The organism is Neobacillus sp. GCM10027624, from assembly GCF_042675345.1.
In the GTDB taxonomy this organism is placed as follows: domain Bacteria; phylum Bacillota; class Bacilli; order Bacillales; family Cytobacillaceae; genus Neobacillus; species Neobacillus cucumis_D.
Map to the genome: position 1 here is coordinate 438,673 of NZ_JBHTHD010000008.1, position 26,155 is coordinate 464,827.

Here is a 26,155-nt window from a genome sequence, read left to right on the forward strand (position 1 = left end):
CCTAGAAAAATAGTCCATAATAAAAATCATTTAACCCCTTCAATACGGATGGGATCACCCCATACATGAGTGGCTGAATCGTATAACGATCAAGCGGGGTAATGACTAAAATTAAAAAAATAAATGAACCATACGATTCATATTGCGTCATTTTTGCCCGTACTCCATTTGGAGCCAAATCCTCTATAATGCGGTAACCATCCAGTGGTGGAAACGGTAAAAGATTAAAAACAAACAAGACTACATTAAGCCTGACAAATAAGTCAAAAAACCCATAAAGTTGGTCCGGGAAATTCATCCCGCTGCGTAATAGCGCATACCAAACGATAAAACCTACCGATGCCAAAATAAAATTGCTCAGCGGCCCGGCCACCGAAACAAGAATTCCTGCAAGCCTTGGGTTCTTAAAGAAAAAGCGGTTAACCGGCACAGGGCGAGCCCAGCCAAACCCGGCAATAAAAATCAGGATGGTTCCAATTGGGTCAAGATGCTTGAGCGGGTTTAACGTCAGCCTCCCCTGATTTTTTGCCGTCATATCCCCGAACTTATAAGCCACATAGGCATGGGCAAACTCATGGAACGTAAAGGCAATCATCAGCGTAATCGCCACATACGGAATTTCCTTAAGTGAGTAAGCTAAACTCAATTGGGTTTCTCCTCTCCTTTTACGATTCGATTCTCTGTCTATATAGTTCCATTCACTGTATTCATTTTCCTTTTAGTATACATGAAACCGCTGGAAAAATGAAAAAAACAACCCAACTTGAATTTTTTGATTTTTTATGAAAAACTACTATCAAAAGGAGGAATATACATATGCCAATTATTACAGTAAAAATGCTTGAAGGTCGTTCTGATGAACAGAAACGCGCGCTAGTAGAAAAAGTTACCGAAGCAGTAAGTGAAACAGCGGGTGCGCCGAAGGAGAGTATTTCCATTATTATCGAGGAAATGTCCAAAAATCATTACGCAGTCGCTGGCGTCCGCGCAATTGATAAATAAGCCATGTAAAAAAGCTAAGACATCATTGTGTCTTAGCTTTTTCTTTAAGTTTTTCAATATATTGATACGCTTCCTCAATTTCCGCTTCCGTATAGCGCTGCTTGCTTTTTAACGTAAAAACTTTATTCGCAACCTCTTCCTTTGGAAGATTATCAAAATATAAAACCGTTGAGACAAGCTCCAAAAATCTAGCATTTTGATCGTTCATATCCTCGAGGCAATCTTGCAAATAAGGCATCTCTACTTCATTTAAGCTGAGAAACTCGCGGCCGTTTTCCGTTAACGTATAGCGATACTGGAAGTACCCTCCCTTTTTCTCCTTTACCTCGTTCAAAAATCCCATATTACACAATTCTTCTACTCGTAAAGTCAGTTCCTCCGAATAAGGGCCGTAAAAATGAAATTGAAACTTTTCATGGAATGGGAAAGACACTTTTTTCGCAATATAAATCATCTTTTGCAGCTTTTTTCTTCCGATAATTTCACCGGATACTAGAACGGCCTGCATCAGCTTGGCGTGATCTTTTAACATCTTCACATCTCCTACTCCGAATCTCAATCGTTCTCTATTTCTAAAAGGGCACGTATTTGTTGTTTTATCTCTTTATTTTCAGTGTCATCAAAAAGAAAATCAGCAGGATAATAGAGCTTGTGGTCTGTTCTTCTTTTTCCAGAGATGGCATCAACAATCTCCGACTCTCTAGAAAGCTCGCGCAGTTCCCCGTTTTTCATCAATAGATGGATGGGAAGACGCTCCCCTTCTTCGCCTGGGCGATAAAAGTCATAAGGCAAATCAGACGATGAGTCGACCACCAAATAGTACTCCGGGTCCAAATCGGCCTGGATAAACAGCTTCGTCAGCTGCGCCAGCTTTTTGTATTCCTTCGCTGGATCAAATTCGGCATATTTAAACAGATTTCGGTTAACAAAGCGGCGGCAAAGATCGCTTAAAGTCGCATCCTCTTCCTCCTGCCAGATCTGAAAATAATATAAAATCACAGCCTCATCCAATTTTAAATAGTCTTCTAATTTGGCTTGATTATTAAAAAACGAATAAAAATGAACAGGCTTATTTTTAAAGGTATAGTTTCTCTCAAATAAATCCTTTGCGCGGTGGAGGATTTTTGATAAAAGAACCTCGGCGCTCCGGGAAACAGGATGAAAATAGACCTGCCAATACATTTGATAGCGGCTCATAATATAATCCTCTACCGCATGCATCCCGCTCTTTTTAATTACGACCTGGTCTTCCCTTGGCCGCATCACGCGCAAAATCCGTTCCATATCAAATTGACCGTAGCTCACCCCGGTAAAATAGGCATCCCTTTGCAGGTAATCCATCCGGTCGGCATCAATCTGGCTGGATATTAAACTAACAACCAGCTTTTTTTCAGAGGTTTTCGCAATTACTTCGGCCACTTTTTCAGGAAAATCCTTTCCTGCCTTTGATAGCACTTTATTTACCTCTGTATCTCCTAAAATAATCGCTCGGGTAAAATCTTCATGGTCGAAGTCGAACACTTTTTCAAAGGAATGGGAAAAAGGGCCATGCCCCAAATCATGGAGGAGTGCGGCACAAAGCGTGAGCAAGCGGTCCTCGTCGTTCCATTCCGGACGTCCGGCAAACACATCATCAATGATGCGACGGACAATCTCATAAACTCCGAGAGAATGATTGAAACGGCTGTGCTCTGCACCGTGAAAGGTTAAAAAGGTCGTTCCTAGCTGTTTAATTCGACGCAGGCGCTGAAATTCCTTTGTTCCGACTAAATCCCATATCACACGGTCGCGGACATGGATATAGCGGTGAACTGGATCTTTAAACACTTTTTCTTCACTCAGTTTTTCCGTCGAATATGCCATTTGATTCCCTCTTCCTCTTTTCTTCTTTCTATTATAGCTCCAAATTATGGGATAATCACCCAAATTTCAGCAAAATCCCCCAGTATTTTTCGACAATCTCAACTAAAAAGAAAAATCACCCAGGTACGTTGTCGAAGGTGATTTTATTTTAGTTTTTTATTTATCTTTTCCATTAATTCCTCTTCCGATAAGGCCGCAAGCGGGCGGTTGTTCACGAACGCAAAGGTCTTTTTCCGGCCTGGTCCGCAATACGATTGGCAGCCAATCTTAATCTCGGCATCCGGGTCAATCTCTTTTAAACGAGGGATTAATGTCTTTAAATTTACGGCCTGGCAGTCATCGCAAACACGAAATTCATTGGACATTTTTTACAACCTCTTTCCATTTTAAACAAAAGCTTTATATTATTTTAACCAACTATTAGCAGTGAAAATCAGACTTTTATTAAAAAAATCGACATTTAACTCCATTGGTATTTTACAGTTTCTTGTTTTTGAATGCAAGGTGCATCTCCTTAGTAAACTCTAAAAAAATCTACTATCCTTGCAACAATTTGGTATAAAGCATGGAAAACTTGTCCATCCTAAGACTAGAACTTTTAAAAACTCGTCACAAGCGAGTTCATCGTACTAAATATTTAAGGGAGTTGAAAAAATGAAAGTTCGTCAAGATGCATGGACAGATGAAAATGATCTACTTTTGGCCGAAACGGTCCTTCGTCATGTAAGGGAAGGCAGTACCCAGTTGAACGCATTTGAAGAGGTTGGCGATAAACTAAATCGGACTTCTGCGGCCTGTGGTTTCAGATGGAATGCCGTTGTACGCCACCGTTATGAAAAAGCCTTGCAATTATCGAAAAAACAACGCAAACAGCGCCAGCGGATATTAGGGAAAGACCAAGGCGGTAAGAAGAAACTGCTCTACAATCCACCGGTAGTAGAGGAGCTCGTGACCATGGAGGTTCCAGTTGAGGCAGCAGAGTCATATGAACTGCCGGAATTACCGGAATTAACCATGGAAATGGCTGAAGAGACGTATGCAAAACCGGCGGTACAAACAACCTACCGCACCGCACCGGTATCAGCGTCAGGAATTTCCATTGATCATGTCATTGATTTCTTGCAAAACTTTAATCATTCCAATCTTCAAAATGAAGCACTAAAAAGTGAGAATGAAAGATTAAAGCGTGAAATCGCTGAATTGAAGCGACAAAACGATGAAATGTCTAAGAAAATTGAAGGTTTAGAGCAAAATACCGAAACCATTCAAGAAGATTATGAAACCTTAATGAAAATTATGAACCGTGCCAGAAAGCTCGTTCTTTTTGAAGAAGAAGAACGCCCAGCTACAAAATTCAAAATGGACCGTAATGGTAATTTAGAAAAGGTAGCGGAATAGAACGAAAAGCGGAAGCGCCTTGGTCAGCCTAAGGCAAGCGCTGGAAGCCCAGACGGTGAAGTCGTTCTTTGACTTCATCGGCTGGGCCGAAGCGACCTCGGAAAAAAGCAGTTCATTTTTTCCCTCGAGGGGCTAGGCGCTGGAGGTAGAAATTAGAAAAAGCAAAGGGAGAAAAGTGCAACATTCTCGTTATAAAAGAAGCCGTAAATCCAAATCTGGTTTACGGCTTTTTACATTTTTTCATTTCGATCGATGACCCGTTGATAGTAACCGGGGAAGAGCTCAAGCTCATAGTCATTTAACTGTCCGGCATACAGAAAGTCACTGTTCCGCTTTAACTCGTTTAACAGCCGCAGCATCACATCAGAAATCGTAAAATTTTGATCTAGCAGTTCTGATAGAGAGGCCATAACCTCGGGAACAATCTCTGGATAGGAGAAACGCGTCTCCTCACCGCCTCGGGCAATCTCGTAAAATTGTTTAACGATCCCGGCCCGCTTGCTGCCGCTGCCATTAACACAAAGGTAAATTTGCACCGCCACACCCTTTTTTAAACGGCGCTGTGAGATACCGGCAAACTTTTTCCCATCAATGCTCAAATCATAGCTGCCGGGGCAATAGGAACCAACGATTTCCCTTGCATCAATGTGATGATCGGGGAAATCCGCAAACATCTGCTGAATCAGATGCCACATCGTATCATAGCCGCGGTTAATATCAATCCCTTTTTCTGTTTCTGGAAGAATGAGAGAAATATTCAGAACTCCTTCATCGAGGACGACTGCCAGGCCGCCGGAGTTTCGGACAATGGATTTGAAGCCCTCCTGCTCGAGATATTGTCTGCCTTGTTCCAAAAACGGCAGCCTCGTATCCTGGATTCCGAGGACAACGGTGTTATGATGGACCCATGTCCGTGCAGTCGCCGGTGCATTACCTGTTCCAACTGAGGCACAAAGGGTGTCATCCGTACCAAATGACTGCAAAGCATTGAAATGAACGCCTGTAGCCGACTGATCGATGACCCGCCACTGCGGCTGGTGCAGTAAATGGAGTGTATTTTCCATCAACGTCACTCCTTTTTAATCAAAAATCTTTATTTAGTATATCAAATGGTGTGGTGGATTAGCCATCTGGGGATGATATCGACACTTTTTTGGTGGATATCAACACTTTTGGAACAGATATCAACACTTTTTGAGCAAATATCAACACTTTTTCCCCGATATCAACACTTTTGAGACCTATATCAACAATTCTCCATTTAAGCCGTAAAAAAGCCGGCCCCCTAATAGAGACCAGCGCACACAACCTATTATAATCCCTGCCCCGCTGTAATCAGCGCAAGCTTATAGACATCTTCTTCATTACAGCCGCGGGACAAATCATTTACCGGTTGATTCAAACCTTGTAAGATCGGCCCAACTGCTTCAAAGCCGCCTAAGCGCTGCGCAATTTTATAACCGATATTTCCTGCTTCAAGACTTGGGAAAATAAACACATTCGCATCCCCCTGCAGCACAGAACCCGGAGCCTTACTTTTTGCCACAGATGGTACAAAGGCTGCATCAAACTGGAACTCACCATCCAAAACAAGCGATGGCTCACGGCGCTTTGCTTCCTCGACCGCAGCAACCACCCGTTCAGTCTCTTCAGACTTCGCTGAACCCTTTGTTGAAAAGCTCAACATCGCGACGCGGGGGTCGATATCAAACATTGCAGCTGTTTTCGCACTTTCAATCGCAATCTCCGCTAAATCCTGGCTATCCGGGGCAATATTGATCGCACAATCCGCAAACACATATTTCTCATCGCCGCGAACCATGATGAACACGCCGGAAGTCTTTTTAACGCCTTCCTTTGTTTTAATAATTTGCAGCGCAGGGCGCACCGTATCTGCCGTAGAGTGGGCCGCACCGCTGACAAGTCCGTTCGCCTTGTTTAAATACACAAGCATTGTGCCAAAATAGTTTTCATCCAATAAAATCTTGCGTGCATCCTCTTCGGTAGCTTTACCTTTACGGCGGTCAACAAATGCCGAAACAAGTTCATCCATTCCGGCATACGATGCTGGATCATAAATTTCCGCCGCATCCAAAGAAACCCCAAGCTCTTTCGCCTTCGCTTGAACTTGTTCAATGTTGCCAACCAAAATCGGTGTCATTAATTTTTCCGCTGCAAGGCGGCCGCAAGCCCGGATAATCCGCTCATCAAGCCCTTCCGGAAATACAATTTTCAAATCGCGGCCTGCAACCTTTTGTTTTAAACCTTCAAATAAATCACTCACGATAAATCCTCCCTTTATCTTCTACTTCTTTAAGAATTACAAAACCAAAATGAATTTTCAAGGGCCACCCTCATAGAGAACGTTTTCACAAAAATGTTTTTGTTTTCAAAACAATCTAATTTTTACTATTTGCCTTTTTTTATGAAAATATCCATTTTCTTATGCAATGAAGTGTTTTATTCAAGCCTCTTGGTCAAACTATGATATAGTATAGATTGTTTAGAGATTAAAGGAGTGATATGAATGAGTGAAGCAGCACAAACACTTGAAGGCTGGTATTGCCTGCATGATTTCCGCACGATTGATTGGACAACTTGGAAAATGCTCTCCAGCGATGAACGCCAAGCAGCCATCCACGAGTTTTTAAGTCTAGTTGAAAAGTGGAACACCACCCAGGAACGCAATGAAGGCAGCCATGCCTTATATACAATCGTTGGTCAAAAGGCTGACTTTATGATGATGATCCTGCGCCCAAGTATGGAAGAGTTGAATGAAATTGAAAACGAATTCAACAAAACAAAATTAGCTGAATTCACGATTCCAGCTCATTCTTATGTTTCCGTTGTTGAGCTCAGCAACTATTTGCCACAGGGCGAAGATCCATACCAGAACCCGCAAATGTTAGCTCGCCTTTATCCAAAATTGCCTAAAGCTAAGCATGTTTGCTTCTATCCAATGGATAAGCGCCGTCAGGGCAATGACAACTGGTACATGCTTCCGATGGAAGAGCGCAAAAATTTAATGCGCAGCCATGGAATGATTGGCCGTACATATGCAGGCAAAGTAAAACAAATCATTACTGGATCCGTTGGTTTTGATGATTTCGAATGGGGCGTTACCCTGTTCGCGGACGATGCCCTGCAATTTAAAAAGCTTATATATGAAATGCGCTTTGATGAAGTCAGTGCCCGCTATGGCGAATTTGGCGCCTTCTTCGTCGGGAATATCCTTAAAGAAGAACGCGTATCCGGCTTCCTGCACGTATAAGAAAAAAGTCCTCAGCCACTGGGGACTTTTTTATTTTTCATAAATTAAAGCAAGTCATATTTTTTCTCCTCCCCACATACTTATAAAACAGCGAGTCTAAGAAAAACTCTATCCATCTCGTAAAGAGAGGTGACAATAAAAATTGCATCTGCCCCACTGGAACCAAATGGGGGTGGGTGGAGTATGAATAGAATGTTGAGCCTAGATTTATTCATATTTAGGAGGGGAAAATAATGAGTCAATACTATCCACAAGGGTTTCAGCCCTATACAGGAGCAGCCGGACAGCCGGGAGCACAGCCTCCGCAGCAGGCCTTCTTCCCACAAACAGGCGTTACATCATTTCCACCAGCCAGCCCTGGAGGTGGTTTAACAACCACTCCCGGTGCAGCAGGGCCAAAACTGCCTGGCCAATTGCCGATTGAGCAATCATACATCGAAAACATTTTACGATTAAATAAGGGCAAACTCGTCACCGTATTTGCCACCTTTGAAGGAAACAGCCAGTGGAACGCAAAAAGCTTTAAGGGCATCATTGAGGCCGCAGGGCGTGACCATGTTATCCTTAGCGATCCACAATCAGGCGCCCGTTTCCTCATCCCAATGGTAGCTGTTGACTACATTACCTTCAGTGAGGAAATCGAATATGAATATCCATTCGGTAGTGCGCCGAACCTAGGCACCTACCCGCCAAGATAAACCTAAAAACAGGCATTGGAGCCCGCCCCAATGCCTGTTTTTTATAGATGTTTTACTGCCCCTACGATTACAAGAATCCACGCTGCCAAAAAACAAACGCCGCCAATCGGTGTAATCGCCCCTAAAATACCAATCTTCGTTACACTTAACACATACAAGCTGCCGCTGAAGAAAATGATGCCAATCAGCATCAGCCAGCCGGACCAAGTAAATAATGAACTGTCCGCCACCTTTGCAAGCAGAAGACCGACAACCAAAATTCCAATTGCATGGAACATTTGATAGGTAACGCCCGTTTTCCAAATTTCTAAATAATGCGCATCTAGCTTATCCTTCAGTCCGTGAGCCCCAAAAGCCCCCAGCGCTACCGCCAAAAAGGCATTAATTGCCCCTACGATAATGAAAGCCTTCATATGATTTCCCTCTTTTCTTTAATTGAACGCCAAACACCTAAAAATCAAACAGTGAATCTCCGTTCGCATCGTCACCCATATCTAGTTTCTTTGGTTGATTAATCGCGGACTGTTGTTGAAACATAGGCTGCTGAAAAGCAGGCTGCACCACCATCGGCTGTTGAACAACAGGCGAATTAGTTACAGCTGCCTGCACCCGCATTTCCGCTTTTTCTTCGAGGATGAGTTCGCATAATATTTTAATAGAGTAAACCCTTTCCCGCAAGCTTTCGCCCTTGGTGCTTTGCTTAGCAGACTGCAACTCATCTTCCATTTTCGCTAATAGCTTTTGAACAGAAATATTCAAAAATCCTAACACCTCTCATTTCCTAACATCTTACGACACAATCCTTAATGTTTCACGTGAAACATGTCATATTTTAGCATCCTATAAAAAAGAGACTGTATTATTCAGTCTCCCCTTCCTATCCCAAAATCCGCTGATAGATGGATTTAGCGTGCATCAAATCCTTTGTTCCATGAATAAGGGCACGGCCGTCTTTAAAGACCACCATGCGCTCTTCCCCCATTTCAACCGATAACAAATAAGGGTTTCCTTTTACTGCATATCCTAATAAACGAAGCTGATCCGCCAGTTTTTCAAGTGAAAGCTCCCTTTGACTTGCTGGACGGATTTGTATCGTATCCCTGCCACACAGCACGGTTGTTTTCGTGGTATTTTCCTGATCCAAATAAGGATAGGTCGGACTCTCGCCGCAGGACAAGCAACCGGAAAATTTCGCCTTAGACATTTTCATATTAGTATATTGATTCCGCCACAAATCAAAGCTGACAAACGAGGATCTAACAGCTTCCCAATCCTCGACAAGGATCTTTAATGCCTCCGCCGTTTGATGGGAAATCACCATCTGCACAGCTGGTGAAATAATCCCGCCTGTATCACAGGTCATCCCCTGGAGTGGAATCGTACGCAGCAAGCAATTTAAACAAGGTGTTTTTCCAGGAAGAATCGAAAAACTCATCCCGAAGCTGCCAACGCAGGCCCCATAAATCCACGGAACCTTATACTTTTGCGAAACATCATTGATAATCATGCGGATTTCAAAATTATCCGTAGCATCGATGATAAGGTCGACCTCACGGGCTGTTTCTTCAAGCCATTCGGCGGTTGCTTCGCCAATTACAGAGACAATTTCAACGTCCGAATTAACCGCTCTTAAGCGTTTTTCAGCCGCTGCCGCCTTCGGAAGCTTTTCCGCAACATCCTCCTCTGTATAGAGCTGCTGTCGCTGAAGATTACTGGACTCGACATAATCACGGTCGATGATGGTCAGTTTCCCGACACCAGATCGTACCAAGATTTCGGCGTTCCCTGAGCCAAGCGCTCCAGCGCCAATCATCAGCACATGCTTACGGCGAATCTTCTCCTGACCATCTTGTCCGATTCCTGGAAAGAGAATCTGCCGCGAATAACGATCATTCATTTGTAAACCCCTTCCTAGAAATCAACCGCCACTAACGGGTGGGATAAAGGCAATAACGTCACCTTCACTGATGACTTCATCATTTGACGCAAATTCTTCATTTATGGCCGTCATCACGGTTTCCATTTTCGGCAAATTGTAGATTGCGGTCAGTTCAATTTTCAAATCGGAGACCGTTTTACCAGCCGCGTTTAATGCTAATGATTCTTCTCCCACTACATCACGTAAATGTGCAAAAAACAGCACCTTATTCATGTAAGTCTTCCTCCTCCGGTTTTCCGGACGGGTATGCAACGGTTTCAAGTTGGTTTCCCATCCACTCTTCTCCATCTTCCCAATGTTCCTTTTTCCAAATAGGAACGATCTCTTTAATTCGTTCAATTGCATAGCGGTTCGCCTCATAGGCGTCAGCACGGTGCGGCGTTGAAACAGCGATGACGACCGCGACATCGGTAATATCCAGCTTGCCAACGCGGTGCGTGATGGCTACCTTTGAGCCTTCCCAGCGCTGTTCAATCTCTTGTCCAATCTGTTCTAATTTTTTCAACGCCATTGCCTCATAGGTCTCATATATAAGAAATAAGGTTTTCTTGCCTTTTGTTAATTCACGGACTGTACCGATAAAAGTGGTAATTGCTCCAGCCTCACGCTGGATTACCTTGTCGATCACTGCCTGAATTTGAATTGGCTCCTTCGAAATATTATAGTTCAATTTATCACCCCTTTTGCACGCCATTTTATCGTTATTATATTGCTTTAGAGCGGCCTCGGCAAATAATCTTAATTGTCAGTTATCTCCATCTGCCCATTTTTTTGCTTTTTCGTATTCCTCCGGGTAGTTCATATTGAAAAAAGTACGCTCAAGTATCGGTTTGCTGTATCCCGGAAGGTCCTCTTCCGTTAAATATAGAACCTGAAGGTCGTCAAAAAGCTGCGTCATCCGGAGGTTTCCTTTTTCAAGACTTGCCTCTACCACTGGTAAAATACGTCTGCCATAGGCAGCGAATAATGGTTGTTTCTTTCCTTCAATGACAGGGATAGCTGCATCAAAGCCGTCAAGTTTTGCTACAATTTTTTCAGCAAGTTCGCCAGAAACAAACGGCATATCGCACGCCACGGCCACATTCACTTCTTGTGTCGACTCTTGCAGCCCCGCATGAAGACCGGCTAACGGTCCCAGTCCGGGAAATCGGTCGGAAACCATTTTTACTCCTAAAAACTGATATTCATCAGGAAGATTGGTCACAAGGATGATTTCTGAAAAAAAACCCTTCAGTTCCTCCACCAACCGCTCGATATTGGTTTTTTCGTTTATTTTTAAAAGGGCTTTATTTGTACCCATCCGGCTTGATTTACCGCCGGATAAAATGATTGCCGCCGCCTTCATAGTGCACCCCATAAGTAATTGTTTTACCCATTTTAATACACTTGGTACCTAATTAACAGCAGGAACCAAGTAAATAGTAGAGCGAATGGCTTGAGCCATTCGCTTTTTTCATACGACAATTAAAACACGTATACAGCAATCGCAGCACCTTAAACAACAATTGACTTCCTTACCCAGGCTACACCACTTTTTTAAGCGTTCCCTTCGCTTTTTTCAACTGATTTTAGTATGATAGTTACATTATTAATTACAATAGAAAAGTAGAAATCATACATTTAATATCGGGAAAGGAGCCACAGGTTATGGAAACAATTGATGTAGCCAAAGTTCAGGAAGCAATCAACCACTATGCCCATAAAGATGTCTATCTTCACCTAGAAACCACCAATGGTGCCTATGCCTCACACTTTGATCAATCCTTTTTTTCAGCTGGTGCCTATATCCGCAATGCCCTTGTTCAATATGAACTAGGAAAAATCACCGGAAACGGCCCATATCGGATTGGCTTAAAAATCAACCTTGGCTGGGTCTATGCAGAAGGGCTCACCCATTTTGAAATCGATGAACAAAACCGCCTGTTGCTTGCCGGCCACGACAGCAAAGGAAAGCTTGCCGTTGCCTTAGAAATCAGCACCACTCCATTTGAATAAGGAAAGGAGAAACACCGTAATGGAAAAAGAGCGTCAAGTCTTAGTCGTTTTTCCGCATCCGGATGACGAAGCATTTGGGGTATCCGGCACCATTGCCACCCATGTCGAAAATGGAACCCCTGTTACCTATGCTTGTCTAACATTGGGTGAAATGGGACGTAACATGGGGAATCCCCTTTTCACAAACAGAGAAAATCTTCCAAAAATCAGAAAAGAAGAGCTGAAAAACGCAGCCAACGCCCTTGGCATTCAGGATTTACGGATGCTTGGCTTCCGTGATAAAACCGTAGAATTTGAGGATGAAGAAAAGCTGACAAACGTTATTTCGTCGTTAATTGATGAGTTAAACCCATCACTCATTATCACGTTCTATCCAGGCTATTCCGTACATCCCGACCATGAGGCCACCGGTGCGGCCGTCGTTCGGGCTGTCGAAAAAATTCCTGCTGCTGCACGGCCAAAATTACACTGCGTAGCCTTTTCCAATAATTGCTTAGAAGAGCTTGGCGAAGCCGATATTATCAATAATATTTCCGCGGTTGCCGATAAAAAACTTGCAGCCATGAGAGCGCACCGCTCACAAACCGAGCAAATGCTGGGCGATATGACTGAAAAACTCAAAAATCAAGACCCGCAAGTTATGGCATGGATCAACAATGAGCGATTTTGGACTTATAAATTCACAAAATAGAGGCTGCCCATAATGGGTACCTCTATTTTTTTAATGCTATTGTAAATTTGATTTGTAACAGCAACATAAAAAGGTCATTTCCCAATGTACAAAACATTTTATCCGCGAATCCACTACCAACATTTATAAATCCGAATGTAGCAAAGTACAGAACCGGCACCAGTCAAGGATTACGATTTTCCTTGATTTCATATCGATCATTTCCTGTTTCTTTAATTTTGAAAATACACGACTGACACTTTCCCTTGATGTACCGACAACCGTGGCAAATTCCTGAACGGTTAGCGGAATTTCAATATCCCAGCGATTTTGACCAGTATTAAACTTTTTCCCCAAGCGCTCTAACGTCTTAACTGTTTTTGCGTAAACATCGAGCAAGGCCACATCACGCAATTGAGCGGTCATCTCCCGCAACGAATCACTCATATAACGAATCATCTGGATCGAAAGCTCCGGATAGTCGTACAAATCCCTTTCTAACTCATTTTTATCCAAAAAGAGAATCTTCCCATCCTCAAGCATCGATGCCGTTGCCGGATAGCATTGTGTTCTTTGCGTAAATAAGCACGCCTCCGCAAACATATCCCCTTTTTGCTTGATGCAGACAATGATTTCGTTTCCATTTTCATCCTGCTTCGTTAGCTTCACTGTACCGGAATAAACAAAATAAACTCCCCGTGCAACATCATCCTCCGACATGATCCTATCCCCTTTTTTAAACGAAAAGGTTTGAACCCGTTTCTCGACCAGCTTCAGTGAGCTTGGCGACAAGTCTTGAAAAATACCGATTTTCCGTAAAAAATCCTCCGTTTTTGTGGTCCGTAAGACAACTAAGTGTGGATCATTTACACATTCATTTCCATTCATTTTTTTCCACCACCTTTTCATGTTTGAAAACTTAGAAACCATTCTTCCCCCCATTGTATAAAATTTCTTTTTTAAAAGAAGTGACAAGTTTCACTAATGGTTTCACAAAACGTTCATTTTTCAGAAACCGCTTCATTACAATACCTGACGGGCCGTTTCACAGAACGTTCACACAGCCCAATAAAGATGTGAGAAACATCACATTTTTGAAAGCCTTCACAGCATAGGATAAAACTGTTGATTAGACATAAAAGGAGGGAAAAAAGTGAATAAGGCAATCATCAGTTTCGTTATTAGTCTTGTTATTGGATTTGGCCTTGGTTACTTAGTGTTTGATGTGATTACGGGGGATTCTGGATCACAGCCTCAAGTAGCGGCGCAATCAGATACAAGCACAAACTCAACCACTAAGGATCAAGGTTCACAATCAAAAGAGACGGCTGCAACGACAACATCAGTGGACCAGGACAACATTCTTTCAAAAAGAGGCTGCTTAGGCTGTCACTCTGTTGAAGCATTAAACCTCAAAGGCGGCCAAGTAGGTCCGGATCTATCCCATGCCTTTGTAGAAGTAAAAGATAAACACGGCATGCCGATTGAACAATTCTTAACCAAACCAGACTCAGCTGTTATGTCAGGCGTTATTGGCAAAAATCCTTTAACAGACGAAGAACGAAAACAAGTTCTTGATATTCTAAAAAAAGCTTCAGAAGCTAAATAAAAAAGGTGGTGCAACCAAATGAAAAAATGGATTCCAATTGCTTCCGGCCTTGTTGCCGGCTTTGTGGCAGCTACCATTTCCTTTGCCGACCTTTCATCAAGTCCAAAAACAACCGAAGCGGCAAATAGCAGCACAAAGAGCAATGCAGAAAAAGTGTATGTCCCATTTGGGCAAAAAGATGATTATTACCTGATTGATTCCGGTGGTCACTCTGGACAACTGTTTGTTTATGGTGTTCCATCGATGCGGGAAATTCGAACAATTCCGGTTTTCTCGCCTGATCCGGCAACAGGTTATGGATTTGACAGTAGAACAAAGAAAATGCTCGGCGGATATACATGGGGCGATCTCCACCACCCAGCCCTTTCAGAAACAAATGGGGACTACGATGGTAAATTCCTATTTGCAACCGATGTAGGAAACAGTCGTGCAGCTGCAGTTGATTTAAAAACGTGGACTACAAGGGACATTATTAAAGTTCCAAATACATCGGGGCCGCACTGTGCCGCCTTCGTAACGGAAAATACCGAGTACATGTTTTTACCAACTCGCTTTGCTGTTCCGCTGGGGCAAAAATATGAATCTCTTGATGATTATCATTCAAAATACCGTGGTGTAATGTCAGCTGTCACCTTTGACCAAAACAAAGAAAAGCTAAATATTGCTTATCAGGTTGCTCTGCCGCCATGGTCTTATGACCTTTCCGATGCCGGTAAGAAGAGCTCTAAAGATTGGGCTGTGTTGACTACTTACAATACAGAAGAATCAACAACCACAATGGAAATCAACGCGTCCCAAGCAGACCGCGACTATATTGTTCTTTTTAACTGGAAAGAGCTTGCGAAAATGGTCAAGGAAGGCAAATACACAGATGTGAACGGGCAAAAGATGATTTTCCCAGAAAAACAAAAAGGTGGAATCTATTTAATTCCTGTTGCTAAGTCGCCACACGGTGTGGATGTAACTCCGGACGGCAAATATTTCATTGCTTCTGGAAAACTAGCACCTGCGATGACTGTTTTCTCATTTGAAAAGGCATTTAAGGCAGTTGAAAACAAGGATTTCTCTGGTGAAAGAAACGGCATTCCTATTCTAAACTATAAATCGGTTATGGAACGAGAAGTGAACCCAGAAAATGCACTTGGACCGCTTCATACCCAGTTTGATAATAAGGGTATGGCCTATACAACCATGTTTATCTCTTCTGAAATCGTAAAATGGAATCCTAAAACGGGTGAAACATTAGACCGCGTACCAGTCCAGTATTCACCGGGACACTCTGTTGCGGCTGAAGGTGACACCGTTGCACCTGATGGAAAATGGCTTGTCGCATTGAACAAATTGGCAAAGGATAACTTCTTATCTGTGGGACCTTCACACCCTGAAACGATGCAGTTAATTGATATCAGCGGCAAGATGAAGGTAGTGGATACGGTTCCGGTAAACCCTGAACCACACTATGCACAGATGATTAAGGCAGACAAAATTAAGTCCATTAATGTGTATCCAAAGGATACAAAGAATTCGGATGCGGTTTATAAAAAGTCGGATACAAGAATTGTTCGTGAGGGCAATGAGGTCCATGTCTACGGTGTTGCACTCCGCTCAAGATTTATCTTTGACGCGAAAGCAAAACGACCTGACACGATTGAGGTAAATGAAGGAGATCATGTATTTATTCACTTAACCAATATTGATATGGATGAAGACATTACCCACGGCTTTGCCATCAATGACTATAACTTAAACATGGAAGTTCAGCCTGGTGAAACGAATACATTAGAGTTTACCGCTGATAAAGCAGGTACCTTCCCGCTCTATTGCACAAACTTCTGCTCTGCACTGCATCAGGAAATGAATGGTTACTTCCTTGTTAAGCCTAAAAAATAAAAAGTTGATGATGGGTATCAATTTTTCGATTGATACCCTCATCCATTTCCCATTACCCCTATAAAAGGAGTGGTTAACTTGAATGCCAGTAGTAATAAATTATCGATCACCTCTTCATTATTGATTGCTTTAGCCGCCGTATTATTTGTTTTCTCCATCTTTTTCCCATGGTGGAAGATGGTATTTTGGGCTCCACAATATCCAGAAGGATTAAACATTATCGTTTATCCGAACAAGCTTGACGGACAACTTGATATTGTGAACGGGCTGAACCACTATATTGGAATGAGAAACTTCAGTGAAAAAAACTTTCCTGAGCTTTCCTATCTCGCCTATCTTGTATGGGGGTTAGCGGCCATCACCCTTTTAACCGCGATTCTAAGAAAAAAGATTGTTCTCTATATATTGATTGGTGTCATTGTGATTGGCGGCATTCTTGGTGTCCTAGACCTTCATAATGCGCTGCATGATTTTGGGACCAACTTAAGCCCGCATGCACCGATTAAAATTGCACCATTCGTACCGCCGATTGTTGGGAAAAACCAGGTAGCAAACTTTATTACCCACAGCCAGCTTGGACCGGGTACTTATTTCTTATTAGCAGCCTTTGTGTTATTACTCATTCCGCTATGGAAGGATCGAAAAAGAAAATGAAAAAATTGACGCTCTTTCTTTTCGTTTTTTCTCTCTTTTTTCTAATTAAACCCGAGAAAAATATGGCAGCCGAAAACTTGCAATCCTTGATCGACTCCACGAAAGAGGGAGCGGTTTTAAAGCTTGAGAATCAAACCTATGAAGGCAATATCGTCATCGATAAGCCCCTTACATTGATTGGCTCAAAGCACACCGTGATCAAGGGAGACGGAAGCGGAAATGTTATTTCCATCAAGGCACCGCGTGTTTCACTGAGTCATCTAACCGTGACAGACGGCAGCATGAACCGCAATTCTGCGGAGGAATACGCAGCCATTAAGATTTACAGTAACCATAATCTTGTCGAGCACATTACCATCCGACATTCCTTTCACGGTATTTATTTAAGCAAGGCCCACTATAATACCATTCGAAATAACCATATTAAAGGGATGGGCAAGGGCGAAATTGCCGCCCAGGGCAATGGGCTCCATGTTTATTACGCCCATGAAAACCTGCTCATTGGGAACACCATAGAAGGCACGCGGGACGGGATGTTTTTCGATTATGCTCACAAAAATCGAAGCATTGCCAATAAAATCAGCCATACCCGCTATGGATTGCATTACATGTATTCTGACAAAAATGTTTTTAAAAATAATATTTTCACGATGAATCAGGGCGGCGCTGCTGTTATGAATTCAAACCATCTCACATTGGATGGAAACCAATTTATCGTAAACTATGGAAATCAATCGTTTGGCTTGATGCTGCTTCAAGCCAATGATAATAAAATTGAAAATAACACCTTTTACATGAACCAACGGGGTTTATATATAGATCAAGCAACACGAAATCTATTTCGGCACAACCGCATAATCCAAAATCAAATCGGGATTGAGCTTTGGGCCAGTTCCAATGATCAGACCTTTACGTTAAATCGAATTACTGATAACACGATTCCCGCTGTTACCCTTGGCGGTACAGGGGAAAACAATTCCTGGAGCATGGATGGCAAGGGAAATGACTGGGGCTCAGCTTTTCCGGTTACCGATTTAAATCAGGACCGAATTGGCGACTTTCCCGTAACCTATCATTCTTCCCTCCACCAACTGATTGAGGACCAGGAATTAACCAATTTATTTTTAAAAAGCCCGGCGATTAAAATCTATGAAAAATTAAATGCCGCGCTGTCAGGGGAAGCATTGATGTTTCGTGATTCACACCCATTAGTTGGGAGCGCAAAAGGCAGCCACACAAAAGTTTGGTTGACCGCCATTGCTTTACTTGTTTTATGGCTGCTTATAAAGGGGAGAAAACGACTATGCATTACATTTGGAAGGAATGGAAGGAAAATATAAGAGGAAAAGGTCTTTGGCTCGCACTTAGTATTATCGTACTGATTTCAATCAGCATTTTGTTTCGTTCCACTGCCCTTTCCTACGATAATGGCTTTTATGTTTTAATCATCAACCTGTTTGATACGATTATTTACTTTATTCCGATTCTTTGCTTGTTTATCGGCGCCTTTTCAATCTTTCAGGAGAAGGAACAAAAAACACTCATCATGCTGCTGACAAAAAAGGAACATTACGCAAGCTTTTTGATGAAAAAAAGCATCGGAATTTCTGGGGTCGTTCTTGCCCCCCTACTAGTATGGTTTTTCATTTACTTACTTTTACTGAAATTTAATTTCCAGCTAGATTTTAAGGGGTACTTTATTTTTATACTAGCCATTATTTGTATGGCACTCGTCTTTCTGCAAATGGGGGCAGCGATTGGCAGCTTTAGCCGCTCAAGAATGCAAATTATCGGCTATACGATCTTTATCTGGTTTTACTTTTTCTTCTTGCATGATTTTATTCTTTTATCGTTTCTTCCTGATGTAACCCATGAAAATGTGAAACTATTTTCAGCTGTCTACTTTTTAAATCCTTTGCAAGCGATAAGGATGTTTATCGAAACGGGAACAGGGGTATATTCCTTTGGGCATATGTCAAGACTGCTGCAGGCCTTCATGTGGACGAAGCCGGGCTTTTTCCTTCTCGGAAATCTCGTATTCTGGCTTGCCCTTTCATCATTAGTGGCAGTTATTTTTCATCGCAAGGAGGGTTATGAATGATTTCTGTTACGAATTTAAAACAATCCTTCGGGAAAAAAATTGTCCTGGATTCAGTTGCTCTTGAAATCCATGAGCGGGAGGTCTGTGCCCTTGTAGGACGAAACGGTGCGGGAAAATCAACGTTAATCAACAGTTTGCTAGGTCTTCTCCCGGTTAAACAGGGCTCGATTAAAATAAATGGATTGGAAGTATCCAAGAAAAATAACGAATGGAAAAAAGCGATTGCTTATCTTCCGGAAAAATTCATGCTCTATCCGATGCTAACTGGATTTGAAAACATGAGATTTTTCGCCGAAGCCGTTTCCGGAAAAGCTGATACGATACGAATCGAGGAAGTGCTGCGGTCAGTCAGTCTTTGGGACGACCGCGATATCCAGGTAAAACAATATTCAAAAGGGATGCTCCAGCGTTTGGGACTGGCGGTCACACTATATCAGGATTCCAGCCTGCTCATCCTAGATGAGCCGACAAGCGGGATTGACCCGATGGGAAGAAAGGAAATTTTAGAGGTGCTGAAATCACTTCATGATAAAACCATCCTGCTCTCTTCGCACCACCTGGATGAAATCAAACAGATTTGCACCCATGTTGCCTATTTAAACAATGGCAAAATAGAAAAATACACGGTTAAGGAATTTTTACAAACACAAAACTTAGGAGGAATGGAATCATGATAAAGCGGACCATGCTCGCTTTGGTTTTGCTGGCAGCGCTGCTTGCGGGCTGCAGCTCCGGCCCTGATTATAAGATTGATGTTACAAAACCGCTTTATTTCCAAAAGGACAAAGCGATGCCATTTGAAATGAAAGTATTGGAAAACAAAAAGGCTGTTAAAGGACTAAAGGTATCGGTTGAATTATCGATGGCCAGTATGGACCATGGCAGTTATAAAGCAAAACTGACAGAGGGTAAAGCAGGTACTTATGCCGGAAATATTCAGCTTGAAATGCCCGGGAAATATGAAGCCGCGTTTACGTTAGAAAAGGGCGGCGAGAAAACAGAAAAGATCATCAACTTTGATGTGAAGAAGCCGCAGGGTGTTGCTTCCATTAATGGTAAATGGATAACAAATGACGATTTAGCTTTTTACCGCTTTATAAACCAGCTTCAACTCGAGATTAATCGTGAATCAGCAAAGAAACAATATAACGGCAAGCAATTGGAGGAGGAGCTTACCTACCTGAAATCCCAGGAAAAAGTGCTCGATGATAAGAACCAGCTTTTAACCCAAATCATTCGCATGCGCTCAATGGCGATGTTGGCTGAAGAAAAAGGTCATAAAGCTGACCCCGCCAAGGTAGAGCAGCAAATCCAAAAGGTTCGGAATCAATACAACCAATACACATCTGCTAAAAAGTTAATCAAAGAGTATGGCGAGGAGAAATTTTGGGCCAAGGAGCGCAAGCAATATCAATCGATCGTCCTCATCCAGCAAGTACAGGAGGACTTGCTGGATGAGGCGAAAAAGGATAACCCAAAAGCCGGTGACCAAGAAGTATACTACGAGGCCCAGCAAAAATACGAAGACCTCCTCGTTTCCCAGGTTAATTCACTAAAAATCGTAATTTTATAGGATTCCAGGGCATCATGTCCGCATGATGCCTTTTACATTGTTACCTATTTCACACAGTGCCTGGCACCTTTGTGAAATTGTGAACCTATCTTTTTGTTTTTCACATTTGTCGAATCTTCACCCATTTTGTGAGTGATTACTCACTTTACTTTTTTAACGAAAACGCATATTCTATTAGTGAGTGATTACTCACTTCCAAAAAGGAGGAGTACAAATGACAGCCTCGATTGTTGTGAATGAAGTTAGCAAAAGCTTTGGAAAAAAACAAGTCTTAAACGATGTAAGCTTAGTCATTGAACCCGGCCAAATCTACGGCTTAATCGGCCCTTCCGGATCGGGAAAAACCACTTTAGTGAAGATGATTGTTGGCATGGACAGCCCAACACAAGGAAAGATCCGTGTTTTGGACATTCCGGTTCCAAATCTCACACTCTTACAGAAAATTGGTTATATGGCTCAAGCCGATGCCCTCTACAACGACCTGACTGGTGAAGAAAATCTAGCCTTTTTTGCCGCCCTCTTTAAAGTAAAAAAGCGGGATCAAAAAAAGCGGATTGCCTATGCGGCCGATCTAGTCAACCTTACCGCAGATTTAAAAAAGAAGGTCCAGGCGTATTCAGGGGGAATGAAACGCCGCCTTTCACTTGCTGTGGCCTTAATTCAAGACCCTGATGTCCTGATTTTGGATGAACCAACCGTTGGAATTGACCCGGAATTGCGCTTGTCCATTTGGTCTGAACTTTACCGTTTAAAGGACGCCGGCAAGACGATTTTAGTCACAACCCATGTCATGGATGAAGCTGAAAAATGCGACCATCTGGCCATGGTCCGTGACGGAGAAATCCTTACCAGCGGCTCCCCAAAAGAATTGAAGGAACAATACGGGATTACCAGTTTAGAAGAGGTATTTTTAAAGGCAGGGGGTAAAAAATCATGAGAGTAACAGCCCTCGTAAAAAGAATTTTCCGGCAGATGCTCCGTGACAAACGGGCACTGGCATTAATGATGGTGGCGCCTTTATTAATCATGACCCTCCTCCATTATTTATTTAACGGAAACACGGTAAAGCCCTTGGTCGGTATAACAGGCGCAGACGCTTCTTTAGTAAAACAATTAAAAAGTAAGGACCTTATCATCAAACAATATAATCACGTGAATAATCCAAAGGACACGGTCATCAAGGATGATTTAGACGCCCTGCTGCAGCTGAAGGATGAAGAGTTCAATCTCACGCTTAAAAACGATGACCCTTCTGCAGCAAAACCGCTGCAAATAAAAATTCAGCAATCCATCGCTGCTGAAAATGCAAAAAAACAGACCGAAAAACTGAAAACATTTATCCTAACGGTCCAAAGTAAGCTTCCGGGTGTGCCAATCAAACTAGATTCGGCGAAGGCCCCGACCATCCAGACTGATTATGTATATGGCAGTAAGGATGCTACCTTTTTTGATAAACTCGGAGCGATTTTTATCGGCTTCTTCGTCTTCTTTTTCGTCTTTCTAATTTCCGGAATTGCCCTGTTAAAGGAAAGAACCACCGGGACATTGGACCGGCTAATGGCCACTCCGATTCAAAGAAGGGATATCGTATTTGGCTATTTACTCGGATACGGAATTTTTGCCGTCATTCAAACGGTCATTGTTGTCTTTTTTGCCGTTAAAGTTTTAGATATCATGTTGGTTGGCTCCATTTGGAATGTGATTCTCATTAATTTAACATTGGCGCTGGTCGCCTTGTCGCTTGGGATTTTATTATCCGCCTTTGCCAATTCTGAATTCCAGATGATGCAATTTATCCCGATTGTCATCGTTCCGCAAATCTTTTTTGCCGGTATTTTTCCGGTTGAGGGCATGGCAGACTGGCTGCAGGTCATTGCCAAATGCATGCCCATGTACTATGGCGGCGATGCCTTGCAGGGCGTAATGTATCGAGGGGAAGGACTTAGTAACATTAGCAGCGACCTCTTCGTATTACTCGGATTCGCTTTTGTCTTTATTGTCTTGAATGTATTTGCTTTAAAAAAATATCGGAAAATATAACAGTCTTTAAAACCGAAGGGAGTCCCCTATGTCAGAGGAAGAAGAGTTAGTCCAGCAGCTGTTTGCTGAAAAAGATGAACTAACCGATAAGCAGAAGAAGATTCTCATCGCTGCAATTGAATCATTTTCGGAAAAAGGCTATGCCGGTACTTCGACAAATGAAATTGCTAAAAAGGCGGGTGTTGCCGAGGGCACCATCTTCCGCCATTATAAAACAAAAAAGGAACTGCTCATGTCCATCGTCGCCCCGATGATGGCTAAATTGATTGGTCCTTTCATCATCAATGATTTAAATAAGGTTTTAGACCGTGAGTTTGACCAGGTAGAGGATTTTATCAGAGCCATGATGGAGAACCGCCGTGAATTTTTAAAAAAGCATATCTCTATTTTAAAAATCATGCTCCAGGAAATTCCCTTTCAGCCGGAATTAAGGGAGCAATTTTTCGAGCATGTGGCGAAACAAACCTTTGATCGGTTTGTTAATGTTATTCAACACTACCAAGGTAAGGGGCAGATGATTGAAATGCCGCCGGAAAGTGCTGCAAGACTTGCGATTACTACCGTTTTCGGTTCATTAATGGCTCAATATTTACTTTTCCCTAATGCTGAATGGGATGATGAAGTAGAGACGGAGAGAATCATCCAGTTCATCATGCACGGCCTTGGAACAACGAAGGCACGCTGACTTATATGCAGCGTGCCTTTCTTTTTATTCTTCAGGTGCATTCAAGATTTTGATTGTTTTAAAACCGAGATTGATTTTGTAATTTAAATTCCAGCTCCCGCCCAGAATTTCAATCTCACTTTCCTGGAGGGAGAAGCGAAGAACTACGTCATGGTCTTCATCGATGATCACGTAAGCATTTTTATTCGAAAAAATTTGATACGATGGATGTGAAATAATGGTCCAGCCATGTAATAATTTATTGCTTTTTGTACTCATCCTTACCCTGCCTTTTTGGTAAATTATATAACAAAGCTTGAGCCTTGTTAACTGTTTCCGCCTGATATTTTAAACTGTTAGCCGTACACGATAAAATGGATCGTCATTTTGGCCAGGATTGCCTCTGCCGTCGGTGTTATTGCTGACATCCCTTTATATATACTTACTACCTTCCCGGAAACTTAATGGTGCCAGCTTGTGGCCTTCGATAAACTTTCTTACCGATTCCGGATTGGTTTTCGAATATTCGCGTAAGGCCCAGCCAATTGCCTTTTGGATAAAAAACTCCTTGCTGTCGGCATTTTTCCTTATGTATTCAAAGAGAATTTCTTCCCTTGTTTCTTGTTTGTATTTCAATTGAAAAAGAATCGAAGCCCGCCGCAGCCACATATTCTCATGTACAGCCCAGCCCACAATCGTTTCACCAATGACTTCCGGAAACTTTTGGGCAATCGTTCCAACCGGCTTTGGTGCCAAGACATCAACTGAATCCCACCATGATTTGGTCGTAATCAATCCTTCCAAAAAAGCTACATCCTCTTTTCCCAGTTTCTTTTGTAATTTTTCCAGATACCCTAATGCCGTATATTGATACTCTCTCTCTGGTTTGTTCCATAGCTCAAGGACAAACTCAGGATTTAACGGTTCTTTTAAAATTCCTGTTTCATGGAAAAATTGCCTTTCTAGCTCTCTCCTTTGGGGTGTTTTAATCCCGAGGAAGGGAAAATGATTTTTCATGTATTTCGCCATCGGCCCAGCATTTGCTTCATTACGGTTGTGTTCAAATAGATTGGTTAATAACGCGACAGCATCGTTCAAATTTCTCATCCCCTGGCATTGGTCTTTCTCTCATTCTAAAATAGTTAGTCTAGTTATTGCCACTATTAGGAAGAAACAATCGTGTGTATAAACAATTGAACACATGCCAAACTATAGATTAGTGAATAGGAAAGGAGCTTGACCATGACGAAGAAGTATAATAAAGGCAGCGGCAATCAGAATTCGCCGCAGGCTGGACACGCTGAGGCGGAATTCGCCAGTGAATTTGTCAGCGGGGATAACAGCAAGGGAAATAAAAAGAACGTAAAAAGTCAGCAAAGCAAAACCAATCCTCATCAATAAAAAGCCAGGCGGACATCGCCTGGCTTACTGTTTTGAGGAATTATATAGATGGTTTTTTCTGATTTACTACCCTTGCTGCCCATTTTCCTATGCATTAACCTCTGCCAAGTCCCCCAGCTCATTGATCTTTTCGCGAATTTCACTTTGGATTTTTTCTACTACTGTAAAATCCATAGCGGATACATAGATTTCCTCAAGCTCATCATGCAAATCCTTTGCCTTTGCAAGATAGGAAGTAGCCTCTGTCATTTTCGTTTTATACTTCCCGGAAATTTCAGTGATAAAATCTGCGTAAATTTCATCTGTTCCAGGTTCAATCAAAAGTTCGTACATATCAATAATTTCATCGCCATCGCGGCTTGGGAAATATTCATGCGGGGCGGTGCTGTCAAAGATGGCAATCCCAAGCTCCCTTAGAATGACCATATCCAGGCTATTCGGATCAAAACCACAGTGATAAACTTCGGCATCGACCCCTCTTTCTTCTGCCGCTGCCGCAAGCTTTTTCAGCGTTGTTGATTTTCCGGAACCCGGCCGGCCTTTGATAAAATAACGTTTCGTAATCTCTTCGGTTAAATTCGGTACAAAATCAACAGCACCCATTGGTGTGGCCGCTCCTAAAAAGCGGTGGCGAATATCGGATTTCTTATTCAATTTCATTTTCCCAAAGAAATTTTCAATGAGTTTATTGGTTAATTGATCGGCCTTTTTAAAATCCATACTGCCGATGTAAATTTTCTCCCAATCATCATGAATGTCCAATGCTTGCTTAAACGTTGCATAGGCTGTTTGGAAGGATTCACTGATTTGATTTGTCAGGCGTTGAATTTTATTTTTATGAAAGCGGAGTTTTTGTGAATTCCAAGCTTCTCCAAGATTAATATACTCTTCTACTGCCCCCGGTGCCTGCGGTTCGATGACATGCGGAGCCGTTCCATCGACAATTCCCACTTTTAATGTTGGAATGATCACACCGTCGATCGAGTTGTTATCAGAGGAGCAATGGAGGAATTCAATATTGTAGCCTTTTTCCAGCCATTCATTGCCGATTTTTTTCATTAAGGAGGATTTTCCTGTTCCCGGCCCACCTTTTAGAATAAATAAACGATCAAGCCCCTGGAGGTTGGAATCATAAAGACTGTGAAATCCCCTGGCTGTATTTCCACCGGCGAAATAATTTTTAACTTTTCCTACCACTTAACAACACTCCCTTTATCAGCCGATAGGAAATGTAACCTCCTATCTGGCATTAAGTGCAACTTCGCCCATGAACCACACTTATGGATTCGCAGTCGGCGAGGTTTCTTTCTGACATTTTCACCTTATCATATGCGTGTGTCTTTTATAGGTGAATGCCTATTGGAAGTGAGGAGATTAAAATTTGATT

33 protein-coding genes are annotated in these 26,155 nt (G+C 42.4%); 17 read left to right on the plus strand and 16 right to left on the minus strand.

Annotated features, from left to right (window positions below; all coding sequences use genetic code 11):
• Position 1: 1 nt before the first annotated feature.
• Positions 2-595 carry a site-2 protease family protein gene (locus ACFQZ9_RS13350; protein WP_498944274.1) on the minus strand — a complete coding sequence of 198 codons (594 nt, stop codon included), beginning with the start codon at positions 593-595 and terminating at the stop codon, positions 2-4.
• Between the two features lie 215 nt (positions 596-810).
• On the opposite strand from ACFQZ9_RS13350, the gene thmT reads away from it, so the two are divergent.
• Positions 811-1,002 carry a 2-hydroxymuconate tautomerase gene (gene thmT / locus ACFQZ9_RS13355; protein WP_442852772.1) on the plus strand — a complete coding sequence of 64 codons (192 nt, stop codon included), beginning with the start codon at positions 811-813 and terminating at the stop codon, positions 1,000-1,002.
• 22 nt (positions 1,003-1,024) lie between these two features.
• On the opposite strand, the gene ACFQZ9_RS13360 is transcribed toward thmT, so the two are convergent.
• The 3 genes from ACFQZ9_RS13360 to ACFQZ9_RS13370 all read right to left on the minus strand — a co-directional run bounded on the left by ACFQZ9_RS13360 (position 1,025) and on the right by ACFQZ9_RS13370 (position 3,230).
• Complete coding sequence (locus tag ACFQZ9_RS13360; RefSeq protein WP_198310920.1) at positions 1,025-1,534, minus strand: YwgA family protein; 510 nt, start codon at positions 1,532-1,534, stop codon at positions 1,025-1,027.
• A gap of 23 nt (positions 1,535-1,557) precedes the next feature.
• Positions 1,558-2,865 carry an HD domain-containing protein gene (locus tag ACFQZ9_RS13365; protein WP_498944169.1) on the minus strand — a complete coding sequence of 436 codons (1,308 nt, stop codon included), beginning with the start codon at positions 2,863-2,865 and terminating at the stop codon, positions 1,558-1,560.
• 143 nt (positions 2,866-3,008) lie between these two features.
• Entirely contained in the window at positions 3,009-3,230 is a 222-nt protein-coding gene (locus ACFQZ9_RS13370; RefSeq protein WP_198310922.1) for a YuzB family protein, read from the minus strand.
• A gap of 289 nt (positions 3,231-3,519) precedes the next feature.
• On the opposite strand from ACFQZ9_RS13370, the gene ACFQZ9_RS13375 reads away from it, so the two are divergent.
• Positions 3,520-4,263 carry an RsfA family transcriptional regulator gene (locus tag ACFQZ9_RS13375; RefSeq protein WP_198310923.1) on the plus strand — a complete coding sequence of 248 codons (744 nt, stop codon included), beginning with the start codon at positions 3,520-3,522 and terminating at the stop codon, positions 4,261-4,263.
• A 230-nt stretch (positions 4,264-4,493) separates the two neighbouring features.
• On the opposite strand, the gene lipL is transcribed toward ACFQZ9_RS13375, so the two are convergent.
• Both lipL and pta read right to left on the minus strand, forming a co-directional pair.
• Positions 4,494-5,327 carry an octanoyl-[GcvH]:protein N-octanoyltransferase gene (lipL, locus tag ACFQZ9_RS13380; protein WP_498944171.1) on the minus strand — a complete coding sequence of 278 codons (834 nt, stop codon included), beginning with the start codon at positions 5,325-5,327 and terminating at the stop codon, positions 4,494-4,496.
• A gap of 248 nt (positions 5,328-5,575) precedes the next feature.
• The gene (gene pta / locus ACFQZ9_RS13385) at positions 5,576-6,547 is read right to left on the minus strand and encodes a phosphate acetyltransferase (RefSeq protein WP_198310925.1); all 972 of its coding nucleotides are present in this window, start codon (positions 6,545-6,547) and stop codon (positions 5,576-5,578) included.
• Positions 6,548-6,790: 243 nt separating this feature from the next.
• Between pta and hemQ the strand changes: the two genes are divergently transcribed.
• On the plus strand, positions 6,791-7,534 hold the full coding sequence (gene hemQ, locus ACFQZ9_RS13390) for a heme-binding protein (RefSeq protein ID WP_498944174.1): 744 nt from the start codon (positions 6,791-6,793) through the stop codon (positions 7,532-7,534).
• 233 nt (positions 7,535-7,767) lie between these two features.
• Positions 7,768-8,232 (plus strand): spore coat protein GerQ, encoded by a 465-nt coding sequence (gene gerQ, locus ACFQZ9_RS13395; RefSeq protein ID WP_198310927.1) that lies wholly within the window; start codon positions 7,768-7,770, stop codon positions 8,230-8,232.
• Between the two features lie 41 nt (positions 8,233-8,273).
• On the opposite strand, the gene ACFQZ9_RS13400 is transcribed toward gerQ, so the two are convergent.
• From ACFQZ9_RS13400 to mobA, 6 genes are all read right to left on the minus strand, one after another.
• On the minus strand, positions 8,274-8,645 hold the full coding sequence (locus tag ACFQZ9_RS13400; protein ID WP_133332881.1) for a DUF423 domain-containing protein: 372 nt from the start codon (positions 8,643-8,645) through the stop codon (positions 8,274-8,276).
• 37 nt (positions 8,646-8,682) lie between these two features.
• The gene (locus ACFQZ9_RS13405; protein ID WP_498944175.1) at positions 8,683-8,991 is read right to left on the minus strand and encodes a YwdI family protein; all 309 of its coding nucleotides are present in this window, start codon (positions 8,989-8,991) and stop codon (positions 8,683-8,685) included.
• A 118-nt stretch (positions 8,992-9,109) separates the two neighbouring features.
• Positions 9,110-10,129, minus strand: a complete 1,020-nt coding sequence (locus ACFQZ9_RS13410) for a thiazole biosynthesis adenylyltransferase ThiF (RefSeq protein ID WP_498944176.1) — start codon at positions 10,127-10,129, stop codon at positions 9,110-9,112.
• A 21-nt stretch (positions 10,130-10,150) separates the two neighbouring features.
• The gene (gene moaD / locus ACFQZ9_RS13415; protein ID WP_026572624.1) at positions 10,151-10,384 is read right to left on the minus strand and encodes a molybdopterin converting factor subunit 1; all 234 of its coding nucleotides are present in this window, start codon (positions 10,382-10,384) and stop codon (positions 10,151-10,153) included.
• On the minus strand, positions 10,377-10,841 hold the full coding sequence (locus tag ACFQZ9_RS13420) for a molybdenum cofactor biosynthesis protein MoaE (RefSeq protein WP_498944177.1): 465 nt from the start codon (positions 10,839-10,841) through the stop codon (positions 10,377-10,379). The genes moaD and ACFQZ9_RS13420 overlap by 8 nt, the downstream gene beginning before the upstream one ends.
• Positions 10,842-10,916: 75 nt before the next feature.
• Positions 10,917-11,516: a molybdenum cofactor guanylyltransferase gene (mobA, locus tag ACFQZ9_RS13425; protein ID WP_498944179.1), complete on the minus strand. Its 600-nt coding sequence runs from the start codon at positions 11,514-11,516 to the stop codon at positions 10,917-10,919.
• A 302-nt stretch (positions 11,517-11,818) separates the two neighbouring features.
• On the opposite strand from mobA, the gene ACFQZ9_RS13430 reads away from it, so the two are divergent.
• Positions 11,819-12,166, plus strand: a complete 348-nt coding sequence (locus ACFQZ9_RS13430) for a YojF family protein (RefSeq protein WP_133332876.1) — start codon at positions 11,819-11,821, stop codon at positions 12,164-12,166.
• Positions 12,167-12,185: 19 nt separating this feature from the next.
• A complete protein-coding gene (gene bshB2, locus ACFQZ9_RS13435; protein ID WP_198310932.1) occupies positions 12,186-12,857 on the plus strand; it encodes a bacillithiol biosynthesis deacetylase BshB2 in 672 nt (223 codons plus the stop codon).
• Positions 12,858-12,980: 123 nt separating this feature from the next.
• On the opposite strand, the gene ACFQZ9_RS13440 is transcribed toward bshB2, so the two are convergent.
• The gene (locus tag ACFQZ9_RS13440; RefSeq protein WP_498944180.1) at positions 12,981-13,724 is read right to left on the minus strand and encodes a Crp/Fnr family transcriptional regulator; all 744 of its coding nucleotides are present in this window, start codon (positions 13,722-13,724) and stop codon (positions 12,981-12,983) included.
• Between the two features lie 265 nt (positions 13,725-13,989).
• Here ACFQZ9_RS13440 and ACFQZ9_RS13445 point away from each other — a divergent pair, with 265 nt between their 5' ends.
• The 10 genes from ACFQZ9_RS13445 (at position 13,990) to ACFQZ9_RS13490 (ending at position 23,388) form a co-directional block, all read left to right on the plus strand.
• Positions 13,990-14,445, plus strand: coding sequence for a cytochrome C (locus ACFQZ9_RS13445; RefSeq protein WP_198310934.1), 456 nt, complete (start codon positions 13,990-13,992; stop codon positions 14,443-14,445).
• Positions 14,446-14,463: 18 nt separating this feature from the next.
• Positions 14,464-16,335, plus strand: coding sequence for a Sec-dependent nitrous-oxide reductase (nosZ, locus tag ACFQZ9_RS13450; protein ID WP_498944181.1), 1,872 nt, complete (start codon positions 14,464-14,466; stop codon positions 16,333-16,335).
• Between the two features lie 78 nt (positions 16,336-16,413).
• Entirely contained in the window at positions 16,414-16,989 is a 576-nt protein-coding gene (locus tag ACFQZ9_RS13455; RefSeq protein WP_498944182.1) for a hypothetical protein, read from the plus strand.
• On the plus strand, positions 16,986-18,329 hold the full coding sequence (gene nosD / locus ACFQZ9_RS13460; protein ID WP_498944183.1) for a nitrous oxide reductase family maturation protein NosD: 1,344 nt from the start codon (positions 16,986-16,988) through the stop codon (positions 18,327-18,329). Before ACFQZ9_RS13455 ends, nosD begins: the two co-directional genes overlap by 4 nt.
• Positions 18,293-19,090: an ABC transporter permease gene (locus ACFQZ9_RS13465; RefSeq protein ID WP_498944184.1), complete on the plus strand. Its 798-nt coding sequence runs from the start codon at positions 18,293-18,295 to the stop codon at positions 19,088-19,090. The genes nosD and ACFQZ9_RS13465 overlap by 37 nt, the downstream gene beginning before the upstream one ends.
• Positions 19,087-19,764, plus strand: coding sequence for an ABC transporter ATP-binding protein (locus ACFQZ9_RS13470; RefSeq protein ID WP_498944185.1), 678 nt, complete (start codon positions 19,087-19,089; stop codon positions 19,762-19,764). The genes ACFQZ9_RS13465 and ACFQZ9_RS13470 overlap by 4 nt, the downstream gene beginning before the upstream one ends.
• A complete protein-coding gene (locus tag ACFQZ9_RS13475) occupies positions 19,761-20,663 on the plus strand; it encodes a FixH family protein (RefSeq protein ID WP_498944186.1) in 903 nt (300 codons plus the stop codon). Before ACFQZ9_RS13470 ends, ACFQZ9_RS13475 begins: the two co-directional genes overlap by 4 nt.
• 214 nt (positions 20,664-20,877) lie before the next feature.
• Positions 20,878-21,600, plus strand: coding sequence for an ABC transporter ATP-binding protein (locus ACFQZ9_RS13480; protein WP_198310941.1), 723 nt, complete (start codon positions 20,878-20,880; stop codon positions 21,598-21,600).
• A complete protein-coding gene (locus tag ACFQZ9_RS13485; protein WP_498944188.1) occupies positions 21,597-22,703 on the plus strand; it encodes an ABC transporter permease in 1,107 nt (368 codons plus the stop codon). Before ACFQZ9_RS13480 ends, ACFQZ9_RS13485 begins: the two co-directional genes overlap by 4 nt.
• Before the next feature lie 28 nt (positions 22,704-22,731).
• On the plus strand, positions 22,732-23,388 hold the full coding sequence (locus tag ACFQZ9_RS13490; RefSeq protein ID WP_498944189.1) for a TetR/AcrR family transcriptional regulator: 657 nt from the start codon (positions 22,732-22,734) through the stop codon (positions 23,386-23,388).
• 24 nt (positions 23,389-23,412) lie between these two features.
• On the opposite strand, the gene ACFQZ9_RS13495 is transcribed toward ACFQZ9_RS13490, so the two are convergent.
• Positions 23,413-23,646: a hypothetical protein gene (locus ACFQZ9_RS13495; RefSeq protein ID WP_198310944.1), complete on the minus strand. Its 234-nt coding sequence runs from the start codon at positions 23,644-23,646 to the stop codon at positions 23,413-23,415.
• A gap of 153 nt (positions 23,647-23,799) precedes the next feature.
• On the minus strand, positions 23,800-24,474 hold the full coding sequence (locus ACFQZ9_RS13500) for a DNA alkylation repair protein (protein WP_198310945.1): 675 nt from the start codon (positions 24,472-24,474) through the stop codon (positions 23,800-23,802).
• A gap of 135 nt (positions 24,475-24,609) precedes the next feature.
• On the opposite strand from ACFQZ9_RS13500, the gene ACFQZ9_RS13505 reads away from it, so the two are divergent.
• A complete protein-coding gene (locus tag ACFQZ9_RS13505; RefSeq protein ID WP_197031369.1) occupies positions 24,610-24,768 on the plus strand; it encodes a hypothetical protein in 159 nt (52 codons plus the stop codon).
• Positions 24,769-24,855: 87 nt separating this feature from the next.
• Here ACFQZ9_RS13505 and ACFQZ9_RS13510 read toward each other — a convergent pair whose 3' ends face one another.
• Positions 24,856-25,965 carry a PRK06851 family protein gene (locus tag ACFQZ9_RS13510; protein WP_498944190.1) on the minus strand — a complete coding sequence of 370 codons (1,110 nt, stop codon included), beginning with the start codon at positions 25,963-25,965 and terminating at the stop codon, positions 24,856-24,858.
• Positions 25,966-26,155 lie beyond the last annotated feature (190 nt).

What these genes read in the sequence shown, in the direction of transcription:
- ACFQZ9_RS13505 (WP_197031369.1), top strand. Translation starts at nt 24,610, where the DNA reads ATGACGAAGAAGTATAATAAAGGCAGCGGCAATCAGAATTCGCCGCAG.
- ACFQZ9_RS13495 (WP_198310944.1), bottom strand. Translation starts at nt 23,646, where the DNA reads ATGAGTACAAAAAGCAATAAATTATTACATGGCTGGACCATTATTTCA.
- ACFQZ9_RS13490 (WP_498944189.1), top strand. Translation starts at nt 22,732, where the DNA reads ATGTCAGAGGAAGAAGAGTTAGTCCAGCAGCTGTTTGCTGAAAAAGAT.
- nosZ (WP_498944181.1), top strand. Translation starts at nt 14,464, where the DNA reads ATGAAAAAATGGATTCCAATTGCTTCCGGCCTTGTTGCCGGCTTTGTG.
- ACFQZ9_RS13500 (WP_198310945.1), bottom strand. Translation starts at nt 24,474, where the DNA reads ATGAGAAATTTGAACGATGCTGTCGCGTTATTAACCAATCTATTTGAA.
- ACFQZ9_RS13475 (WP_498944186.1), top strand. Translation starts at nt 19,761, where the DNA reads ATGATAAAGCGGACCATGCTCGCTTTGGTTTTGCTGGCAGCGCTGCTT.
- ACFQZ9_RS13410 (WP_498944176.1), bottom strand. Translation starts at nt 10,129, where the DNA reads ATGAATGATCGTTATTCGCGGCAGATTCTCTTTCCAGGAATCGGACAA.
- lipL (WP_498944171.1), bottom strand. Translation starts at nt 5,327, where the DNA reads ATGGAAAATACACTCCATTTACTGCACCAGCCGCAGTGGCGGGTCATC.
- hemQ (WP_498944174.1), top strand. Translation starts at nt 6,791, where the DNA reads ATGAGTGAAGCAGCACAAACACTTGAAGGCTGGTATTGCCTGCATGAT.
- ACFQZ9_RS13465 (WP_498944184.1), top strand. Translation starts at nt 18,293, where the DNA reads ATGCATTACATTTGGAAGGAATGGAAGGAAAATATAAGAGGAAAAGGT.
- nosD (WP_498944183.1), top strand. Translation starts at nt 16,986, where the DNA reads ATGAAAAAATTGACGCTCTTTCTTTTCGTTTTTTCTCTCTTTTTTCTA.
- bshB2 (WP_198310932.1), top strand. Translation starts at nt 12,186, where the DNA reads ATGGAAAAAGAGCGTCAAGTCTTAGTCGTTTTTCCGCATCCGGATGAC.
- ACFQZ9_RS13485 (WP_498944188.1), top strand. Translation starts at nt 21,597, where the DNA reads ATGAGAGTAACAGCCCTCGTAAAAAGAATTTTCCGGCAGATGCTCCGT.
- ACFQZ9_RS13470 (WP_498944185.1), top strand. Translation starts at nt 19,087, where the DNA reads ATGATTTCTGTTACGAATTTAAAACAATCCTTCGGGAAAAAAATTGTC.
- ACFQZ9_RS13375 (WP_198310923.1), top strand. Translation starts at nt 3,520, where the DNA reads ATGAAAGTTCGTCAAGATGCATGGACAGATGAAAATGATCTACTTTTG.
- mobA (WP_498944179.1), bottom strand. Translation starts at nt 11,516, where the DNA reads ATGAAGGCGGCGGCAATCATTTTATCCGGCGGTAAATCAAGCCGGATG.
- ACFQZ9_RS13350 (WP_498944274.1), bottom strand. Translation starts at nt 595, where the DNA reads ATGATTGCCTTTACGTTCCATGAGTTTGCCCATGCCTATGTGGCTTAT.
- ACFQZ9_RS13365 (WP_498944169.1), bottom strand. Translation starts at nt 2,865, where the DNA reads ATGGCATATTCGACGGAAAAACTGAGTGAAGAAAAAGTGTTTAAAGAT.
- ACFQZ9_RS13370 (WP_198310922.1), bottom strand. Translation starts at nt 3,230, where the DNA reads ATGTCCAATGAATTTCGTGTTTGCGATGACTGCCAGGCCGTAAATTTA.
- ACFQZ9_RS13440 (WP_498944180.1), bottom strand. Translation starts at nt 13,724, where the DNA reads ATGAATGGAAATGAATGTGTAAATGATCCACACTTAGTTGTCTTACGG.
- ACFQZ9_RS13480 (WP_198310941.1), top strand. Translation starts at nt 20,878, where the DNA reads ATGACAGCCTCGATTGTTGTGAATGAAGTTAGCAAAAGCTTTGGAAAA.
- ACFQZ9_RS13360 (WP_198310920.1), bottom strand. Translation starts at nt 1,534, where the DNA reads ATGTTAAAAGATCACGCCAAGCTGATGCAGGCCGTTCTAGTATCCGGT.
- moaD (WP_026572624.1), bottom strand. Translation starts at nt 10,384, where the DNA reads ATGAATAAGGTGCTGTTTTTTGCACATTTACGTGATGTAGTGGGAGAA.
- ACFQZ9_RS13430 (WP_133332876.1), top strand. Translation starts at nt 11,819, where the DNA reads ATGGAAACAATTGATGTAGCCAAAGTTCAGGAAGCAATCAACCACTAT.
- ACFQZ9_RS13400 (WP_133332881.1), bottom strand. Translation starts at nt 8,645, where the DNA reads ATGAAGGCTTTCATTATCGTAGGGGCAATTAATGCCTTTTTGGCGGTA.
- gerQ (WP_198310927.1), top strand. Translation starts at nt 7,768, where the DNA reads ATGAGTCAATACTATCCACAAGGGTTTCAGCCCTATACAGGAGCAGCC.